Below are 18,891 nucleotides of genomic sequence, written 5' to 3' on the forward strand. Positions count from 1 at the left end.
GTCTGGATCTGGTTCGGCTGGGGAAAGGGAAACTTGAGCGGGATCAAGGTGGGTTTGGAGGCCACCCTTTCTGTAGGAGCGCACCCAGTGCGCGACCGGGGCGCATCGGCTATCCGCCATCGCGATTGCCGGCTGACGAGGTGACCATCGGGCGGTGATCGCGCACTGGGTGCGCTCCTACAAGGGGTTTCGGTGACCTTTAGAACTCCGCCCAACCGCCAGCGGCGGCCAGTTGCGGTGCGCTTTTCGGCGCCTGGGCGGGCATCGAACGGGGCGGCGCCGGGTGCGGTGCAGCGGCCTTGGGCGTTTCTTGCAGACGGAAATAGCCAATCTGGCGTTCCAGGTCGTCGGCCTGCTCCTGCATGGCGCGGGCGGCGGCAGCGGCTTCTTCCACCAGGGCAGCGTTCTGCTGGGTCACTTCGTCCATCTGCATCACCGCGCGGTTCACCTGGTCGATGCCGGAGGATTGTTCCTGGCTGGCCGCGGCAATCTCCGCCACGATGTCGGTGACGCGCTTGACGCTGTCCTCGATGACCGACAGCACTTGGCCGGACTCCTCCACCAGCACCGAGCCCGCCTGCACCTTCTCCACGGTGTCGCCGATCAGCGACTTGATCTCCTTGGCCGCACCGGCGCTGCGCTGTGCCAGGTTGCGCACTTCGGTCGCGACCACGGCAAAGCCACGACCCTGTTCACCCGCGCGCGCCGCTTCCACCGCGGCATTGAGTGCCAGCAGGTTGGTCTGGAAGGCGATCTCGTCGATCAGGCCCACGATGTCGGTGATCTGGCGGCTGGCCGCTTCTATCTCGCGCATGGCGCTGCTGGTACGCACGGCCACTTCGCCGCCGCGCTCGGCCTGCGTGCGTGCGCTGCGCGCCAGCTGGTCGGCGTGGCCGGCGTTGTCGGCGCTCTGGCGCACGATGGAGGTCATCTCTTCCATCGAGGCGGCGGTTTCTTCCAGACTGGAGGCCTGCTCCTGCGTGCGCTGCGAAAGATCGTCATTGCCACGCGAAATCTCCTGCGCGGCGGTGGACACCACCTGCGAGCCCTGCTGCACCTCGCGCACGATCTCCACCAGCTTGGTGCGCATGCGTTCCAGTGCGTGCAGCATGCTGCCTTCGCGGAACTGCAGCGCGTCGTGCTTGGCCAGATCGCCGTCGGCGATGCGCGCAGCCATGGCGAGCGCAAAGGACGGTTCGCCGCCGATGCTCTGGCGGATGCTGCGCATCGACTGCCACACAACGCCGATCACCAGCAGCGCCACCAGCAAGGCACGCCACAGGCTGCCCTCCAGCATCTGTCGGAACTGCGTATTGATATCGACGTAATAGGCACCGGCGCCGATGTGCATATCCCACGGCTTGAACCAGGCCGTGTAGGAGATCTTGGGCTCGATGTTCTTGTCCGGCGGCATCGGCCACACGTATTCGGTGGTGCCCGCGCCATGCTCGCGGTCCGTTGCCAGCATGGCTTGATAGATCAGCTTGCCCTGGCTGTCGGTATCGTCATGGATGCTCTTGCCCTCTTTGGCGGCCAGCATCGGATGCATGCGCATGACGAGGTTCGAGTCGAACACGAACACATAGCCCGAGCCGTTGTTCCAGCGCATCGCGCGGATGGCAGCCAATGCACGGCGCTGCGCTTCCTCGTCGCTGAATTCACCCGCCGCGGCGCGGTCGTGGAATGCCTGGGCCACCGACACGGCGGTAGACACCTCGTCGCGCAACGCGGCAACGCGAGCCTCCATCTGCAGGCGACGGCTATCGATCGCGGACACGATGGTAAGCGCCACCAGTCCAGCGATCACGAATGCGATAACCAGCCATACCTTGGCGGCAAGGCTCAGGCGATCGATGAACTTCAAGGGGGACTTCATGGGTTGGACCTTCAGAATGAAAAGAGCGGTTCTGCGATTGCCCGGATTCATTCCCTGCACTGCTCTTCGATGGCCGCAGGCCACCGGCCGCGGCTTCCTGTCGCGGCTAATCGTCGTGTTGTCGAGCGGCCCCGAATCCGCGGGGCGTTGTCAGGCCGCCTTGCGGCGACCCTGCAGGCGCACGAGGCCTGCGATGTCCACGATGAGCGCCACCGAGCCATCGGCCAGGATGGTTGCGCCCGAAATGCCCTGCACGCGGCGATAGTTCGCCTCAAGCGACTTCACCACGGCCTGCTGCTGCCCGATCAGGCCATCGACGAACAGGCCTACGCGGGTGCCTTCGCCTTCCACCACCACCATCAGGCCCTGATCAATCGCGCGGATGGCGTTGTCACAGCCGAAGGTATCGTGCAGGCGTATCACCGGCAGGTATTCATTGCGGAAGCGGAACAGCTCGCCACCACCCGCCACGCTGCGTATCGCATCGGTCTTCAGCTGCACCGATTCGACGATGGATACCAGCGGCACGATGTAGCGCTCCTCGCCCACCGCGGCGGTGAGACCGTCGATGATGGCCAGCGTCAGCGGCAGCGTGATGGTGAACGCGCTGCCCTTGCCCTGCGTGCTGCGGATGGTGACCGTGCCGCCAAGGTCGGAGACATTGCGACGGACCACGTCCATGCCCACGCCTCGGCCGGAAAGGTCGGTGGTGACGGCGGCGGTGGAAAAGCCCGGCTGGAAGATCAGCTCGGCCACGGCGTCGTCGCTCATGCCGTCGCCGCTGGCGATCAGGCCTCGCTGCACCGCCTTGGCCACGATGGCATCGCGGTTGAGGCCCGCGCCGTCGTCGGACACTTCCACCACGATGTTGCCGCCGCGATGCGACGCGGACAGCGTGAGCGTACCGGTGTCGCCCTTGCCGGCAGCGCGCCGCTTGTCCGGCGTTTCCAGGCCGTGGTCGATCGCGTTGCGCACCAGGTGCACCATCGGATCGCCGATCTTCTCAAGCACGGTCTTGTCCAGCTCGGTCTGCTCGCCGATCAAGTCCAGCTTTACCTGCTTGCCGAGTTTCTGGCTGATGTCGCGCACCATGCGCGGGACGCGGTTGAACACCGACGCGATGGGCAGCATGCGGATACCCATCACGCTTTCCTGCAACTCGCGCGTGTGGCGCGCCAGCTGGGCCAGCCCGTGTTCGAGCACGGCCAGTCGCGCGGCGTCAATGTCGCCTTCGCGGAAGGTGTCGAGCATGGACTGGGTAATCACCAGCTCGCCCACCAGGTTGATCAGTCCGTCGATCTTGTCGATCGACACGCGCACCGAACTGGATTCGGCGCTGGCTTCGCGTTGCGCGCGCATGGCGCCGGCATCGGCGACGTTGGCCGCGGGCGCTGCCGGCGTGGCGGGCGCGGCAACCGGCGCCACGTCGGCCACGATGTGCCTGGCTTCGATGGCCAGATCGCATTCGTCTTCCACCCAGTCGAATACGCCGGCAATGTCGGCGCGCCTGGCGGGGCCCTTCAGCTCGATGGTCCAGCCCAGGTGGCACTCGGACGGTTCTAGCGTGGTGAACCCGGGCACGCGATCCAGTTCGGGCGTCACCGCGAGTTCGCCGATACCGGCGAGTTCGCGGATCAGGCGCAGCGGATCATTGCCGCTCGCCAGCATGCCCGGGTGCGGACGAAAGCGGATGGTCCAGGCGTCGGCCTGGTCCACATTGCGTCGCGCCTGCACGCCACCGTTGGGCGCGCCGCGCCCCATCATCGCAGCCAGTTCGTTGCGCAGGCTTTCCGCGACCGCATCGTTCAGCGGTTCGCCGGCCTGGGCACGGGCGAACATGCTGCGCAGGCAATCCACCGTGCGCAACAGCAGTTCGATGATGGCGCCGTCGATCGCGCGCTTGCCGCTGCGCACTTCATCAAGCAGCGATTCGGCCTCGTGCGTGAACGAGGACATCTCCGGAAAGCCGAAGGTGGCCGCGCCGCCCTTGATCGAGTGCGCCGCGCGGAAAATGGTGTGCACCAGTTCCCCGTCGCCACCGTTGTCGAGCGCAAGCAGCGACGACTCCATCGTATCGAGCCCTTCCAGGCTCTCTTCGATGAATACTTGTTGGAACTGCGCCAGCGCGGCCTTGCTCATGGGGATGCTTCTCTGGTGGAACGTTGACTTGCAGGTTTAACCCTTCTCCCTTTGTGAGAAGGTGCCGGCAGGCGGATGAGGGTGCGGGCGGGGCGAAAGTTTGAAGCGCCAGGCAAGCCCCGCACACTCTCCACCGTGAAGGTGGCAATGCCCCAACCCCTCTCCCAAAGGGAGAGGGGTTATGTCGCAATCAACCCAGCACGCGCTTGACCGTGGCCAGCAGCTGCTCCGGGTCGAACGGCTTCACCAGCCAACCGGTGGCGCCGGCGGCCTTGCCTTCCATCTTCTTGTCCGTGTGCGACTCGGTGGTCAGCATCAGGATCGGCACGCCCTTGTATTCGGGCATCGTGCGCAGCTCGCGCACCATGCTGATGCCGTCCATCACCGGCATGTTCACGTCCGCCAGCACCAGGTCGTAACGACCGCCGCGGGCAGCATCGAGCGCCAGCTGGCCGTTCTCGGCCTCGCTCACGTCATGGCCGGCGCCGCGAAGGGTGAAAGCCACCATGCCGCGCATCGAAGCCGAATCGTCAACCGCAAGAATCTTTGCCATCTTCCACCTCAGTTTCAGGCCGGCATCGTCGCCGGCAATTCCAGAGCCCGCGTCAGGCCCAATACGCCCGCCGCATCACGCATCGTTTCACTCACGCCCAGCCACGCCGGCGACAGGCCACGCGCCGAGGCCGCATGCCGGAACGCCAGCAGCAGCTGCAACGCCGCGGTGTCCACGCGCTCCACGCCGGCGCCGTCCAGTTGCACCGCCGGGGCTTCCAGCGCTTCAAGCAGGCCGGCCTTCACATCGGGAAGCTCGGCCAGCCGGAAATCGGCGGGCAGCGCAACGACGCGCGGCTGGTTGCCACCCTTGCGTTGCGCCACTGTCTTGCTGGTGCCCATGGGCCTCTCCTGACGGCGCCCCGTGGGCGTCTACGTGGTGCTTATCGGCCATGGCTCAGTTCGCTTTAGGGTGCGATCGCCATGCCGCGTGATCCGGCTCGCAAAAAAAAGCGCTCAAGTTTCTCCACGATGCGCCGATGTATGGGGCACGAGTGGGCGCGTTCATTCGCACCCAAGGAGTCTTGATTGGTCATTCAACCCACCAGCCTGGCCGCCCTCACCTGGGCCGGCGCCGCTTCCGGCAGTGCTGCCGAGAGCTGGCGCATCGGCACGGTGTTGTCCGCCCGACCACTGGGAATCAATCAGGACGGACTGATGGTGCTGCAGATCGGTGCGCTGGCCGTGGAGGCCGAGGCGCCGCGCGGCCAGCTGCCGTCGCAATTCCAGGTGCGCGTGCTCACCCTGGGTGCGCAACCGATGCTGGAAGTGATCGCGCCGCAGACGCCCGAGCCCGCCATCCAGGTCGCATTGCGCGAGCGCCTGCCACAGCAGAACGGCTACGCGCCCTTGCTCGCGACGCTCGATGCGCTGGCGCAGCGCCCGGCGCTGCGCCAATTGCCGGCTTATCTGCGTCCTGCCCTCGCCCTGCTCGAACATGGCGTGCGCACGCCCACCGAAATCACGCGTCCCGAAGGCCTGGAGGAAGCGGTCAACCGCAGCGGCCTGTTCCTCGAATCGCAACTGGCGCAATCGCAGGTCGACATGGCCGGGCTGAGCCAAGAGGACTGGAAAGGCGCGCTGCTGCGCCTGGCCAGCCTGCTCGACGATTACCTGCCGGCGCGGCGCGCCTCGGTCGGCAGCAATGAAACCGCACCACCCCTGCAACAGCGCGGACCGCAGGTCCAACCGCGGGTCATCCTGCCGCAGGCCTTGCTGTTGAGCGACGACGTCGATGCGCTGCTCGGCCGCCTGCACGGCGAAGTGCATGCCGCGATCGCGCGCGTGGAAGTGGCGCAGCTGGAGGCCACCACCGTCGCGGCGTGGATGATCGAAATTCCGCTTCAGGGCGAAGGCGGTCGCGACATCCTGCAGATCCAGTTGCAGCAGCAGGGTGCGGATGCCGAGGGCGGCGCCGGCTGGACCATGGGCTTTGCGCTGGACCTGCCGGCCCTTGGCCCCATCCAGGGCGAACTGCAATTGCGCCATCTTCGTCTTTCGGTCCGCCTGTGGGCGGAACGCGCGAGCACCGTGCATCGACTCGAACTGCAGTTCGGCGCGCTGCGCCAGCAACTGGCGTCCTCCGGCCTGGTCCTCGACCAGCTCAGCTGCCAGCAGGGCCTGCCTCAGTCGAGCAGCCCGCACAGCGCCATCCTGTTGAAGACCATGGCATGACCACGTCGCTGCCACCCGCCCGTCGACGCGTCACGCTACGCCTTTCCGGTGGATCGGACAGCGCGCAACCGGCCGGACTGCCCCCCGAGTCGCTGGAAACCCTGCTTGCACGCGCCCGCGCACTGGGCATTCCACTGCACCACGATCCGCAGATGGCCGCGCTGCTCGCGTCGCTGCGACTGCGCCAGGATGTGCCGTCGACACTGTATGCAGCGGCGGCGGCGGTATTTTCGTGCATCTACGACGCAGCGGACGAGCCGCACTGAATCATCGGTGCTGCACAAGCTTCGCACACAAAAAATGTGACACGTCCTTCATGCCCGGTTCGCGACAGTCGAACGGCATCCGAAGGAAGTGTTCATGTCGCACAAAGCCAGTACCACCGTCGCGTCAGCGCAGCGCCAGGGCGCACTGATCGAGCGCCGCAACACCAAGATGGCGCGCTCGGCGCACGCGTATGTGCGCGGCAACACCGCACAATTTTACGAATGGCTCGACTCAAGCGCGGCGCCTCATCTGCCTGAAGGGCCCGCGATCTGGATCTGCGGTGATTGCCATATCGGCAACATCGGCCCGGTGGCGGATGACCACTTGCGCGTGCACCTGCAGATCCGCGATTTCGACCAGAGCGTCATCGGCCACCCGGCGCACGACCTGATCCGCCTTGCACTGTCGCTGGCGATGGCGGCGCGCGGTTCGGATCTTCCGGGCATCACCACCGCCAACATGATGGAAGCGATGCTCGATGGCTACGAAGCGGCATTTCCCGACAACGACGACGAGGAGCCGGCCATGCCCGCTGCCATCAAGCTCGTGATGAAGCGAGCCTTGCGGCGAAGCTGGAAAGCCCTGGCCAACGAGCGACTGACCGGCAGCGAACTGAGCTTTCCGCTCGGCACGGAGTTCTGGCCATTGAAGGCGGGCGAACGCAAGGCCATCCAGTCGCTGTTCCGCCAACCGGAACTGGATGCGCTTGCTACCCAGCTGCGCCATCGCGAATCGCAGGGCAAGGTGGCCGTGCTCGATGCCGCGTATTGGCGCAAGGGCTGCAGCTCGCTGGGCAAGCTGCGCTACGCCGCACTGCTGGACGTGGACGGCAACGTGGTCGAGGGCGACGACTTGTGCCTCATCGACATCAAGGAAGCAGGAACACCCGTCGCACCGCGCGCTTCGGGCGTGCGCATGCCACGCGATCCCGCCGAACGCGTGGTGATGGCGGCCAGGCACTTGTCGCCCGCGCTGGGCCAACGCATGCGGCCCGCGCGACTGCTCGGCAAACCGGTGTTCGTGCGCGAACTGATGCCACAGGACTTGAAGATCGATATCGCGCGGCTCAAGCGCAAGCAAGCCCGCCATGTGGCCGCCTACCTCGCCCACGTGGTGGGCCAGGCGCACTCGCGGCAGATGGATCCGGACACGCGCACGGCCTGGTGTGTCGAACTGAGGCGCAGCCATTCGCGCACGCTGGATGCGCCCTCGTGGCTGTGGTCAGCCGTCACCGGGCTGCTGTCGATGCACGAGAAGGACTATCTCGATCACTGCCGTCGCTACATCGGCGGCAAGGCGTGACCCGCGCGTGACACGGGCATCGCCGCCCGCGCCACGTGTCACCGGACAGGCGTCATAGCGAAATCGTCGCTGTCAACATGAAGGGGTTGCCCTCAAGCCGGTTCTTCACGTCGAACTCGTGCAGCCAGCGCGCGGAAAACTCCACCTGCCCGCCCTGCCACTTCTTCAGGTAGTTCACCATCGGACCCAGCGCCAGCGAACGGCCCTTGAAGCCGTTGAGCTTGTCCGCGGTGGGTCCGCTGTCCTTATCGATCTGCTCGATCCAGCCGCCCACGCCGCCCAGGCCCCAGCCCGACGCGAAGCGCTTCACCAGCAAGGTGTCGATGCGGAACACCGCGCCGTTCTGGTAATCGGTGTCGTCGTTCCGGGTGTAGAAATCCACCGCCGTCGTCGTGCTCCATTCCAGCGTGCCTTGCTGGAACAGCTGGGTGTAGCCAACGGTGGGCGAAAACGTCCAGGTGTTGAGGCTTACGTTCGCCAGTCTGCCCGGGTCGTAGCTGCCCGTGGGTGCATAGATGTATAGCGCCAGCGACATGTGCTGCGTCTGGCTGAAGTGGTGGCTGGCGATCACCGGCACGAACGTCATGTCGTACAGGCCGGTGTCGTGGTCAGTCTGGCCACGGGTGAAGTTGCCGAAGCTGGCATCGATGTTCGCGTGTACGTAGGCGAACGGCAGCGTCACGGAGGAGGCGAAGTTCCATGACGAGGGTTGCGTGTGCCAGATATACACGCCCGCGCCGCTGAGCAGCTGGAACTCGGCCTTCAGGCCCAGCGAAACGCCGCCACCGGTGAGTGGCACCTGCTTGGACGCGCTGATGTCACCGCTGTAGTAGGCATACGCCAGGCCCCAGTTCCAGCCGGGCGTCGGCGGTATCAGGCCCGAATACGAGGTGGCCTGCAGGCCGGTGATCGCGCGCCCCAGGGCGCCTTCCGTCGCATGCGCAGGCACGGCCGCCACGGCGGCCAGCAGAAGCGGAATGAGGTCAAATCGTTTCATGGCGTCTCGGCAGTCCCCGGGGATGGGCGGTCACGCGCTTGGCGCTGCGGCAGGTCGCCGGGCGCGGCTGCGCTGGCGTCAGGGTGGACGCGCGCGAGGTACCTAAACAAGCGAAATTCCACCTACGGAATCTACGTAGATTTACGCAGATCCGTACCGTGGTTTTGCGCTTGTGGGCATGCGCCGATCCCCACAGTCTTGGGTTGACGCCATCCATGGCCGTGCCGATCCCTGGCACGGCGGCACGCGGCACCAGACCGCTTGCACGGTTGCATGGAAGGCCTGCCACCAGAGGATCGCCATGTTGACCTCACGACTGCTCACCTGCGCCGGCCTGTGCCTGCTGTCCTCCGTCGCCATGGCGCAGCAAGCCGATGACGCTGCCGATCTTGCCAAGAAGCTGTCCAACCCGGTGGCGGCGATGATCAGCGTGCCGCTGCAGTTCAACTACGACCAGAACATCGGCCCGCTCGATCGCGGCCACCGTTTCTACACCAATATCCAGCCGGTGGTGCCGGTCCCCATCGGCGACGACTGGAACATGATCTCCCGCACCATCGTTCCGGTTGTCGACCAGTCCGACATTGCGCCAGGCAGCGGCAGCCAGTTCGGCCTGGGCGACATCACCCAGAGCCTGTTCTTCTCGCCGACGCAGCCAACCAGTGGTGGGGTGATCTGGGGCGTGGGCCCGGCGTTCCTGATCCCGACCGCCACCAACGACCTGCTCGGCACCAGGCGATGGGGATTGGGACCCACGGCGGTGGTGCTCAAGCAGGACCACGGCTGGACCTACGGCTTCCTGTTCAACCACATCTGGTCGGTGGCCAAGGTCGCCCACGATCGCGAACATCCCGATGTCAGCAGCACCTTCCTGCAGCCGTTCCTCAGCTACACCACGCCCACCGCATGGACGTACACCTTGAACGCCGAGTCGACCTACGACTGGAAGACTAGCCAGTGGGCCGTACCGCTGAACTTCACGGTGGGCAAGCTCACGCGCATCGGCGGCCATCCGGTGAGCTTCACCGGTGGCGTGCGGTACTGGGCCGAACATTCGGACACCGGACAGAAGGGATGGGGTTTCCGTTTCGTGGTGACCTTCTTGTTGCCGCAGAAACGCTGAGCCTTACCAGCTGTTCGACGCTGGCGTAACCGAAGATGGCCTCCAGCATGGGATTGGCGCATACGATGCGGCTCCTTTCATCGACGATCATCATGCCGTCGGGCGCCGACTCGATGATGCCGAGATACCACGCCCTGCTGCCTCGATGGTGCGCTGCCTTTCGCCAACGTGACGGCGATCAGCGATCGCGTACCACTTCGGTCGGCATCACATCGCCAGCCTGCTGCGCCAGCGGCAGCACGTCGGTCACCAGGTGTTGCAGGAAACGTCCCGGCTGCTCCTGCATCATCATGTGCGCCGAGTCGGCGAACGACACCAGCTTCTTGGACGGTGCCTGGATGTGCGTGAACCATGCCTCCGTCAGTTCGTGGGGCGTGGTGTAGTCGTGTGCCCCGACAAAGACGATCACGGGGCAGCCGAAGCGCGTGACGTGGTCGAAATTCACGTCGAGCAGCGGCTGCAGCAGGTGATTGAGCGAGAACAGGCTGCCCTTGTCGATGGCGTCCAGGTCTTCGCGGCTGTAGTCGGGCGAAAGCTCCTCCGCGTCCACGTCGAACTGGTAATCCTTGCGGCCCCAGGCAAGGCCGCCGTAATACATTTCCCACTTGCTGCGCATGCCGATGCGTTCGAGCGTCATCTTGCCGTTGCCCGGATAGGGTGTCATCGCCTCCAGCTCGCGGATGGCTGTCTGGTTGCCCTCTTCCTTCGCGCGGCGCAGCGCGTAGTTGAAGCCCACCTCCTCGTTGCGTCGGCCGTTCACGACCTGCCCGGTGGAGATATAGGCGTAGAACCAGTCCGGGTGACGCTGCGCCAGCTCGACGCCGAGAATCGAACCCCACGAATGGCCGAGCACGAAAATCTTCTGCTTGCCGTAGTGCTCGCGCAGGTATTGCACCACCTGTTCGGCATCGCTGGTCATGCCCTCGATGCTCATGCCTGGCGCCATGGCCGCTTCCGTATTGGCGCGATAGGTCTTGCCCGCGCCGCGCTGGTCCCACTGCACGACGGTGAAGTAATCCTCCCATGGCGATTGGAAGGTGTACCCCTCGGGCATTGCCGGCGCGGCCGGGCCGCCATGCAGGAACAGCAGGATCGGATTGCGGCGATCCTTGCCACGCACCGAGATCCACTGGTCGATGCCGTTGATGTGCAGCTTCACCTTCTCGTCCACGCCCTGCGAGGGAAGGATCATCCGGTTGCTGTCGAGGATGCGCGTCACTTCGGCACGCGTCAGGGTGGGTGCTTCCTTGGCCGGCGCATCGGCGGCTGAGGCGGGCGCAAAGGCGGGCGCAGCCATGCCGACGGCCAGCGCGAGAGAGATGAGTAGCGACTTGCGGGACATGCCACGGACTCCTGTCTTGTTATTGGAAAGGTCGCGGCGATGCGGAACACGGCCCCGCATCGCCATGGGTATCCCTGTGGCAAGGCTCGTGCCAACCCGCGCCGCATGCAAAAAGCGCGTGCTTTCAGTCGTTTGCGCACAAACCGCAAAAACGGGAGACGTCCGCGGACAAGTGTCCGGACGTCCGGCCTGAACGGCCACGCGCGCATTTACCCTGAAAACATGGTCGGCAAGGCAGACTGTGCGGCCTTACGGTCCGGACTCCCTCCCATGCAGAACCTCGATGGACAAGCGACACCACGACGATGCCTCGCATGGCTGGTGTCCGTGCTCGGCCTGGCGATCGCGGCGTGCGTGCACGCTGCCACTCCCGGAAGCGATGCACGCGAATCGGGCACGGCCGGCGAGCTGTCCATCCAGTTGAACGCGGACAAGCTCACGCTTGCCGTGGCGAAGGTTCCGCAGATCTATCTCTACGGCAACATGGACGCCGGCGCGCCGGAACGCTTCGACGCCCTCGTTCGCGCCGGCAAGGTGCCGCGCGGTTCGGACGTCTATCTCAATTCGACCGGTGGCGACCTGCAGGCCGGCATGGCATTGGGTCGGCTGTTCCGCGCCAACGACATCGCCACGCACCTTGGCGTGCCGCGCCGCACGTCACGCTCGCCGGCGGCGCCGCGCGAAGCCAACTGCATGGGCCCGTGCACGCTGGCCTACCTGGGCGGCCTGTATCGCTGGGCGCCCACCGGCAACGATCGTTTTGGCGTGCTTCCCACCGATCCCACGCCGGCGCCAGCGGCCGGCATAGCGGCCTACCTCAAGGAGATGGACATCCATCCGGAATGGCTGCACCCGGCGGCGCCGCAAGAGGCGTTGCTGACCAACGAGGACCTGGTCAAGAGCGGCTACGCCAACAACGGCCTGCAAATGCCCAACGCGAAGTACTACCTGATGGGCGGTGCGCCCTACCTGATGCTGGGGCAACCCGCGCGTGATGGCGAACGCCGCATCACCCTGCTGTGCAAGCCCGAAGGCCTCACGCTGACGGCGTACTACATGGTCGGCTTCGAGCGGGCCAGGAAGATCATGGCGCGCGCCACCGGTTCTTATGTCGAGGTGGACCAGCAGCAGATCCTGCCGGGCGATCGCGAGAGCATCACCACCAACAGCGAATCGGTAGTGGTAACGCGGCCCGTTCCCTTTGCAGAGCTCAGCCAGTTCCTCGCCGCCAGGTCCATGGGCGTGTGGATGGCCGATCGTGGCGGCGCGGTGCGCTATGGCTTTCGCATGGAACTGGCGAATCTGCAGGGAGCGCTCAAGAACTACGCGGACAGCTGCGCGCAGGCCGCCAGAAAGCCGGCTCCCGCCAAGAGCTGAAATCCGCGGCACACGATGGCCAACCAGTAGTTTTACTGAGTCCGGCCAAGTAGTTTCGCGCTTGTCGCTCCCCTGCCCCTGCGGAAAGCTGCGGGTAGTTCATTCGGGAGTGCGCGATGAAGACGGGCAAGATACGGCTGCACGTGGCGCTGGCCGCCGCGATGTTCGCCATGACCGCGCACGCAACCGACACGGCGGTGCCCAAGCCCAAGATGGCGACGCCCATCCCACCGCAGATCACCACGCCAGCGCAGGTGGATTCGAGCCTGGGCACACTCAGCTTCACTGACGGCATTCCCACGCCGGAAACCGCGAAGAAGGTCTACGACAACCTCGACACGATGCGCGCCACCGAGGTGTTCCTCAATGGCATACCGGGCGCTTCGATGGTGTCGATCCGTGCCGGACTACGCAAGGCGGGTGCTGTGGACAGCACCGTCGGCATTTTCGAAACGCTGATGGATTCGCGATCGCTCTTTCTCACCGCCAACACGGAAACCATCTATTTCTGGAACTGGATGGACTTGAAGAACGGGCCCATCGTCGTGGAGACGCCTCCGAACATTCTCGGCGTCGTCGATGATCTCTGGTTCCGTTATGTCACCGACATGGGCAATGCCGGCCCTGACAAGGGCAAGGGCGGCAAATATCTGTTCGTGCCTCCCGGCTATCAGGGCGAAATCCCTTCGGGCTATTTCGTCGTCAGGCCACCGACATTCGGGAATCTGCTGTTTGGCCGCGCTTTCATGAAGGGCGGCGATACCAAGCCGGGCGTCGCCAGCCTCAAGCAGGGCCTGCGCGTCTATCCGCTGGCCAGCGCATCGAAACCGCCGAAGACGCGCTTCATCAACCTGTCCGGCAAGGTGATGAACACGGTGCACGCCAACAACATCGAGTTCTACGACGAGATCAACCAGATCGTGCAGGAAGAGCCAGCCGGTGTGTACGGGCCGGACATGACGGGCTTGTTCGCTTCCATCGGCATGGTGAAGGGCAAGGCGTTCGCCCCCGATGAGCGCATGAAGAAGATCCTCATCGATGGCGCCGCGATCGGCAACGCCACCGCGCGCGCCATCGATTTCCGCAACCGCGACAAGGCGACGCTCATCTATCCCGACAAACACTGGAATACGCCCTTCGTTGGCGGAAGCTACGAGTGGTTGAACGACGGCGCACGCAACTTCGATGCCCGCACGATGTTCTTCTACGCCGCCACCATCGACACGCCAGCCATGGCGGTGGCCATGCCGGGCATCGGCTCGCAGTACGCGGCAGCCAATCTCGACGTGCAGGGCAATCCTTTCGATGGCGCCAAAATCTATCGCCTGCATGTCGGCTCCAACGTACCGGTGAAGGATTTCTGGTCCGTGGTGGTGTACGACCCGCAGACGCGCTCCATGCTGCAGACCGACCAGAAGTTCCCGAGCCTGTCCAGCGCGCGCGGACTCAAACCCAACGCCGATGGCACCACCGACATCTACTTCGCTCCCAGGCGCCCCAAGGATGCCGGCAACTGGATTCAGACGGTGCCGGGCAAGGGCTGGTTCCTGATCTTCCGCCTGTACGGACCGCTGCAGCCGTGGTTCGACAAGAGCTGGTCGCTTGAAGACATCCAGCCGGTTTCCTGAAACACCGCCACATCTCCCTGATGACGCCTGAAAGAACACGTCCATGCGCATGCACCGCACCGCGCTTGTCACCGCCCTGCTGTTGGCATCGAGCGCCCCCGTCATCGCCCAGAACAATGATGCGCATGGCTGGCTGGACAACGACCATGTGCAGTCCCGTTTCGGGCAAGAGCTGGAAACCCGATGACATTGAACCGTTGAAATGAAGCCGTCCGGCATTCACGCATCCTTGTCGCTCATGAGCGTCGACTGCACGACGGTCTGATCCGCTCCCGCCATCGGGAGCGCGCCGCCCGATGTTCATTCCTTGGCCCCGGAGGTCAGTGACCATGTCCGAGCACGTCTACAAATCATTGGAGCTGACCGGCTCGTCGAAAGTCAGCAGTGACGACGCCATCAAGACGGCCATCGAAAAGGCCTCCAAGACCATCCGCGACATCCGCTGGTTCCACGTGTCGGAAGTTCGCGGCCATGTGGATGGCGGGAAGGTTGCCTATTGGCAGGTCACGCTGAAGATAGGCTTCACCCTCGAAGACTGACCCTGCATCGCCCGCGCCCTCGCGGACCGCGTTCGCCCGCCCCCGCCCTCGACGGTGCAGGCCATTTTGACGTGGCCTAGACGTTTCCTAGACGTATATAGTCCGTCGGCCCGTCAATCAGGTCGCGTCACGGGGGAGCATTTGAACATCGCGGAACACAACAAGTACGAGCTGCTGGTCGACGCCGTCGTCGACTACGCCATCTATTTGCTCGATCTCGAGGGTCATGTCGCCAGCTGGAACAGCGGCGCGGCACGCGGCACCGGATACGACGCTTCCGAAATCATGGGGCGTCACTTTGGCTGCTTCTACCCGGAGGAAGACCAGCAGGCAGGCGAACCGCAGCTGGGGCTGCAGCGCGCCAAGGACGAGGGGCGCTTCGAGACCGAAGGCTGGCGCTTGCGCAAGGACGGGACCCGCTATTGGGCCAACGTGGTGATCGATCCCGTACGTACCAGCGACGGCCAACTGGTCGGCTACGCCTCGGTGACGCGCGACCTGACCGAGCGCAAGGAAGCGGAAGATCGCCTGCACCGCAGCGAAGAGCAGTTCCGCCTGCTCGTCCAGGGCGTGGGCGACTGCGCCATCTACATGCTCGACCCGAACGGTTACATCACCAGTTGGAATACCGGCGCGCAGCGCATCAAGGGATATACGCGCGAGGAAATTCTGGGCAAGCACCTGTCCACGTTCTACACGCTGGAAGACCGCGCACAGCAGGTACCGCAGCGCGCGCTGGGCATCGCTACGGAGACAGGCCGCTTCGAGGCCGAGGGGTGGCGCATGCGCAAGGACGGCACCTCGTTCTGGGCACACGCCATCATCGACCGCATCTGCGACGATGCGGGCCGGCATGTAGGCTTCGCCAAGATCACCCGTGACATCACCGCGCGACGCAACGCCGACATCGCACTGGCCGAGGCACGCGAGGCGCTGTTCCAGTCGCAGAAGCTCGAAGCCATTGGCCAGCTGACCGGTGGCGTGGCCCACGACTTCAACAACCTGCTGATGGCTGTGCTGGGCAGCCTGGAGATCCTGGAGTCGCGACTGCAGCAGGATCCCGTAGCGCTCAACCTGCTTGCCAACGCCGTGGCGGGCGCACAACGCGGCGCCGCGCTGACCAAGCGCATGCTGGCCTTCGCACGCAAGCAGGAGCTGCGACCCACCGCGGTGGACCTCAAGGCGCTGATACAGGGCATGAGCGCCTTGCTGCAGCGCTCGGCGGGCCCCACGATCGTGATCGATACGCTGTTTCCGCTCACGCTGGACCGCGTGCAGGTGGACAACAACCAGCTCGAACTTGCACTGCTGAACCTGGTCATGAACGCGCGCGATGCGATGGCCAACGGCGGCCACATCGTGATTGCCGCACGCTGCGAGAACGTCGCAAACCCGAAGCACCGCACCGGGCTGGCCCAAGGCAACTACGTGTGCATCGCGGTAACCGACGAAGGCCATGGCATGGACCAGGCCACCCTCGACCGCGCCATGGACCCCTTCTTCACCACCAAGGGCGTTGGCAAGGGCACCGGCCTTGGCTTGTCGATGGTGCATGGCCTTGCCGAACAATCCGGTGGCCGGCTGGTGCTGCACAGCGCAGTGGGCCAGGGAACCACGGCCGAACTCTGGTTTCCGGTGGCGCCTGTCGCCAGCGAGCCCGAAGCCGCGCCCACCGCGCCGGCGCCCGCGTCGGTGCCCGCCAAGCTCGGCAAGAAATGCATCCTCGTGGTGGACGACGATCCGCTGATCGCGATGACCATGAACGCCGTGCTCAGCGATCTCGGCCATGAAAGCCACGAAGCGCACTCCGGGCGCGTCGCGCTGGAAATGCTGGAGATCGGTAGCCACTTCGACATCGTCATCACCGACTACGCGATGCCCGGCATGAACGGCCTGCAGCTGATCGAGCATATCCGCGAACGTTGGCCCAACCTGCCGATCATCCTGGCCTCCGGCTACGCCGAGTTGCCTGAAGGCACCTCCAGGGAACTGGTGCGCCTGCCCAAGCCGTTCGGGCGCGACGACCTTGTCCGCGCCGTCGAACGGGCCAGCAAGCTGGAGGCTGCGTAGCGCGACTCGCCGCGCGCGCATGCGTCATGCGTCCGCGTACGACACGTGTCGCAACGCCTCTTCGCATCGCTGAGCGTGCACTGACCACGTCACACGGCCACCACGAGCCGGTGACGTGGTTCGCATGCCCGCTGTCACATCGTGATATCGCCGCCTCGCGGGATTGCGATGATGAAACACACGGTTTCCGATTTCATGCTCAAGCGCCTCAGTGCATGGCGCATACGGCGCGTCTTCGGCTATCCCGGCGATGGCATCAACGGCCTGATGGGCGCTATGGGCCGCGCGGCGGATCGCTTCGACTATGTACGCGTGCGCCATGAAGAGATGGCCGCGTTCATGGCCTGTGCTCACGCGAAGTTCACCGGCGAGATCGGCGTATGCATGGCCACCTCGGGCCCTGGTGCCATCCATCTGTTGAACGGTCTTTACGATGCGCGCATGGATCATATGCCGGTGCTCGCCATCGTCGGGCAGCAGCCGCGCTCGGCCATCGGCAGCGACTATCAACAGGAAGTGGACCTGCACTCGCTGTACAAGGACGTCGCGCGCTACGTGGAAACGGTGAACACGCCGGCGCAGGCACGTCATGTCATCGACCGTGCCATCCGCATCACCCAGGCCGAGCGCACCGTATGTTGCGTGATCGTGCCCAACGACGTGCAGGAAATGGACGCGGTCGAAAGTCCGCCGCGCGAACACGGCGAGGTGTACTCGGGCGTGGGCGCGGCCATCGCACGGCCGGTACCCGTGGACCAGGACCTCGATCGCGCCGCCGACGTCATCAATGCGGGCGAGCGCGTCGCCATCCTGGTGGGCGCCGGCGCCCTGCATGCGGGGCGCGAGGTGAGTGACGTCGCCGAACGCATCGGCGCAGGCGTGGCCAAGGCCTTGCTCGGCAAGGGCGTGCTGCCCGACGATCTTCCCTATGTCACGGGTTCCATCGGCCTGCTGGGCACGCGGCCGAGTTGGGACATGATGAACGACTGCGACACCCTGCTGATGGTCGGCACCACCTTCCCTTATGCCGAATTCCTGCCTCCTGACGGGCAGGCCCGCGCCGTGCAGATAGATATCTCGCCGAACAACGTGTCGATGCGCTATGCCACCGAGGTCAACCTCATCGGCGACAGCCGCGAAGTGCTGCGCCGGCTGCTGCCCCGCCTGCATGGGGCGAAAGATCCGGACTGGCGCGAACGCATCGAGCTCAACGTGCGCAAGTGGTGGCGCTCGCTGGAATCGGCGGCGATGCAGCCGGCCGACCCCATCAATCCCCAGCGCATCTTCTGGGAGTTGTCCCCGCACCTGCCCGACGACGTGATCATCTGCGACGACTGCGGTTCGCACACCAACTGGTACGCGCGCGATGTGCGGCTGCGCAAAGGCATGATGGCTTCGCTGTCCGGCAAGCTCGCCACCATGGGCAGCGGCGTGCCCTACGCGATCGCCGCGAAGATGGCGCATCCGGATCGCCCCGTGCTGGCCATCGTCGGCGATGGCGCCATGCAGATGAATGGCAACGCCGAGCTGGTGACGGTGAAGCAGTACTGGCAGCGCTGGCAGCATCCGGGCTTCGTGGTGATGGTGCTGGTCAACCGCGACCTCAACCAGGTCACCTGGGAGCAGCGCGCCATCGCGGGAGATCCCAGGTTCGCGCCCGCGCAGGACGTGGAGGATTTTCCCTATGCGCGTTATGCCGAGCTGCTTGGCTTCCCCGGCATCCGCGTCGATCGGCCCGAAGACATCGCCGAAGCCTGGCGAATTGCGTTCGCCTCCAACCGGCCGGTGGTGATCGAATTCATCGCCGATCCGAATGTACCGCCACTTCCACCGCATATCACGCTGGCCCAGGCCAGGGCCTATTTCACCGCGCTGGCCAAGGGCGATCCCGACGCGCGCGGCGTGATCCGGCAAACCTTGCGCGAGGTACTTTCGTGACGATCCGTGCAGGTTGATCACGCTGCGACGGGTGCCGTTGGGGTGACCAGGACAGGTCGACATCGGG

16 protein-coding genes and 1 pseudogene are annotated in these 18,891 nt (G+C 65.0%); 10 read left to right on the plus strand and 7 right to left on the minus strand.

The genetic code is table 11. The annotated features are described in order from the left end of the window. Window positions 1-199: 199 nt before the first annotated feature. The 4 genes from VFG49_RS03800 to VFG49_RS03815 all read right to left on the minus strand — a co-directional run bounded on the left by VFG49_RS03800 (window position 200) and on the right by VFG49_RS03815 (window position 4,909). The gene (locus VFG49_RS03800) at window positions 200-1,876 is read right to left on the minus strand and encodes a methyl-accepting chemotaxis protein (protein WP_324858180.1); all 1,677 of its coding nucleotides are present in this window, start codon (window positions 1,874-1,876) and stop codon (window positions 200-202) included. A gap of 150 nt (window positions 1,877-2,026) precedes the next feature. Beyond that, window positions 2,027-4,015, minus strand: a complete 1,989-nt coding sequence (locus VFG49_RS03805) for a chemotaxis protein CheA (protein WP_324858181.1) — start codon at window positions 4,013-4,015, stop codon at window positions 2,027-2,029. Between the two features lie 190 nt (window positions 4,016-4,205). Beyond that, entirely contained in the window at window positions 4,206-4,568 is a 363-nt protein-coding gene (locus VFG49_RS03810) for a response regulator (protein ID WP_130620936.1), read from the minus strand. A 14-nt stretch (window positions 4,569-4,582) separates the two neighbouring features. After that, on the minus strand, window positions 4,583-4,909 hold the full coding sequence (locus VFG49_RS03815) for an STAS domain-containing protein (RefSeq protein WP_324858182.1): 327 nt from the start codon (window positions 4,907-4,909) through the stop codon (window positions 4,583-4,585). Window positions 4,910-5,095: 186 nt separating this feature from the next. Here VFG49_RS03815 and VFG49_RS03820 point away from each other — a divergent pair, with 186 nt between their 5' ends. The 3 genes from VFG49_RS03820 (at window position 5,096) to VFG49_RS03830 (ending at window position 7,810) form a co-directional block, all read left to right on the plus strand. Continuing rightward, the gene (locus tag VFG49_RS03820; protein ID WP_324858183.1) at window positions 5,096-6,241 is read left to right on the plus strand and encodes a flagellar hook-length control protein FliK; all 1,146 of its coding nucleotides are present in this window, start codon (window positions 5,096-5,098) and stop codon (window positions 6,239-6,241) included. Continuing rightward, window positions 6,238-6,507, plus strand: a complete 270-nt coding sequence (locus VFG49_RS03825) for a flagellar biosynthesis protein (RefSeq protein ID WP_324858184.1) — start codon at window positions 6,238-6,240, stop codon at window positions 6,505-6,507. Before VFG49_RS03820 ends, VFG49_RS03825 begins: the two co-directional genes overlap by 4 nt. A gap of 94 nt (window positions 6,508-6,601) precedes the next feature. Further along, on the plus strand, window positions 6,602-7,810 hold the full coding sequence (locus VFG49_RS03830) for a DUF2252 family protein (RefSeq protein WP_324858185.1): 1,209 nt from the start codon (window positions 6,602-6,604) through the stop codon (window positions 7,808-7,810). A 52-nt stretch (window positions 7,811-7,862) separates the two neighbouring features. Here the strand turns inward: VFG49_RS03830 and VFG49_RS03835 are convergent, their stop codons facing one another. Continuing rightward, window positions 7,863-8,807, minus strand: a complete 945-nt coding sequence (locus VFG49_RS03835; RefSeq protein WP_324858186.1) for a SphA family protein — start codon at window positions 8,805-8,807, stop codon at window positions 7,863-7,865. Window positions 8,808-9,108: 301 nt separating this feature from the next. On the opposite strand from VFG49_RS03835, the gene VFG49_RS03840 reads away from it, so the two are divergent. Further along, window positions 9,109-9,930 (plus strand): transporter, encoded by an 822-nt coding sequence (locus VFG49_RS03840; RefSeq protein WP_324858187.1) that lies wholly within the window; start codon window positions 9,109-9,111, stop codon window positions 9,928-9,930. Here VFG49_RS03840 and VFG49_RS19215 read toward each other — a convergent pair. Both VFG49_RS19215 and VFG49_RS03845 read right to left on the minus strand, forming a co-directional pair. Beyond that, window positions 9,830-10,057, minus strand: a pseudogene (locus tag VFG49_RS19215) (PAS domain S-box protein); the annotation flags it as partial. The gene VFG49_RS03840 and the pseudogene VFG49_RS19215 sit on opposite strands and share 101 nt — an antisense overlap. Window positions 10,058-10,108: 51 nt before the next feature. After that, window positions 10,109-11,272: an alpha/beta hydrolase gene (locus VFG49_RS03845; protein ID WP_324858188.1), complete on the minus strand. Its 1,164-nt coding sequence runs from the start codon at window positions 11,270-11,272 to the stop codon at window positions 10,109-10,111. Window positions 11,273-11,542: 270 nt separating this feature from the next. Here VFG49_RS03845 and VFG49_RS03850 point away from each other — a divergent pair, with 270 nt between their 5' ends. The 6 genes from VFG49_RS03850 (at window position 11,543) to VFG49_RS03875 (ending at window position 18,824) form a co-directional block, all read left to right on the plus strand. After that, window positions 11,543-12,649 (plus strand): hypothetical protein, encoded by a 1,107-nt coding sequence (locus VFG49_RS03850; protein ID WP_324858189.1) that lies wholly within the window; start codon window positions 11,543-11,545, stop codon window positions 12,647-12,649. Between the two features lie 116 nt (window positions 12,650-12,765). Beyond that, window positions 12,766-14,277 carry a DUF1254 domain-containing protein gene (locus VFG49_RS03855; RefSeq protein ID WP_324858190.1) on the plus strand — a complete coding sequence of 504 codons (1,512 nt, stop codon included), beginning with the start codon at window positions 12,766-12,768 and terminating at the stop codon, window positions 14,275-14,277. A 43-nt stretch (window positions 14,278-14,320) separates the two neighbouring features. Then, the gene (locus VFG49_RS03860) at window positions 14,321-14,464 is read left to right on the plus strand and encodes a hypothetical protein (RefSeq protein ID WP_324858191.1); all 144 of its coding nucleotides are present in this window, start codon (window positions 14,321-14,323) and stop codon (window positions 14,462-14,464) included. A 142-nt stretch (window positions 14,465-14,606) separates the two neighbouring features. Next, window positions 14,607-14,816 carry a dodecin gene (locus VFG49_RS03865; protein ID WP_324858192.1) on the plus strand — a complete coding sequence of 70 codons (210 nt, stop codon included), beginning with the start codon at window positions 14,607-14,609 and terminating at the stop codon, window positions 14,814-14,816. A 141-nt stretch (window positions 14,817-14,957) separates the two neighbouring features. Next, complete coding sequence (locus VFG49_RS03870; RefSeq protein ID WP_324858193.1) at window positions 14,958-16,886, plus strand: PAS domain S-box protein; 1,929 nt, start codon at window positions 14,958-14,960, stop codon at window positions 16,884-16,886. A 171-nt stretch (window positions 16,887-17,057) separates the two neighbouring features. Then, window positions 17,058-18,824 (plus strand): thiamine pyrophosphate-requiring protein, encoded by a 1,767-nt coding sequence (locus VFG49_RS03875; RefSeq protein ID WP_324858194.1) that lies wholly within the window; start codon window positions 17,058-17,060, stop codon window positions 18,822-18,824. Window positions 18,825-18,891 lie beyond the last annotated feature (67 nt).

This window comes from Dyella sp. (assembly GCF_035685885.1).
Classification (GTDB): domain Bacteria; phylum Pseudomonadota; class Gammaproteobacteria; order Xanthomonadales; family Rhodanobacteraceae; genus Dyella.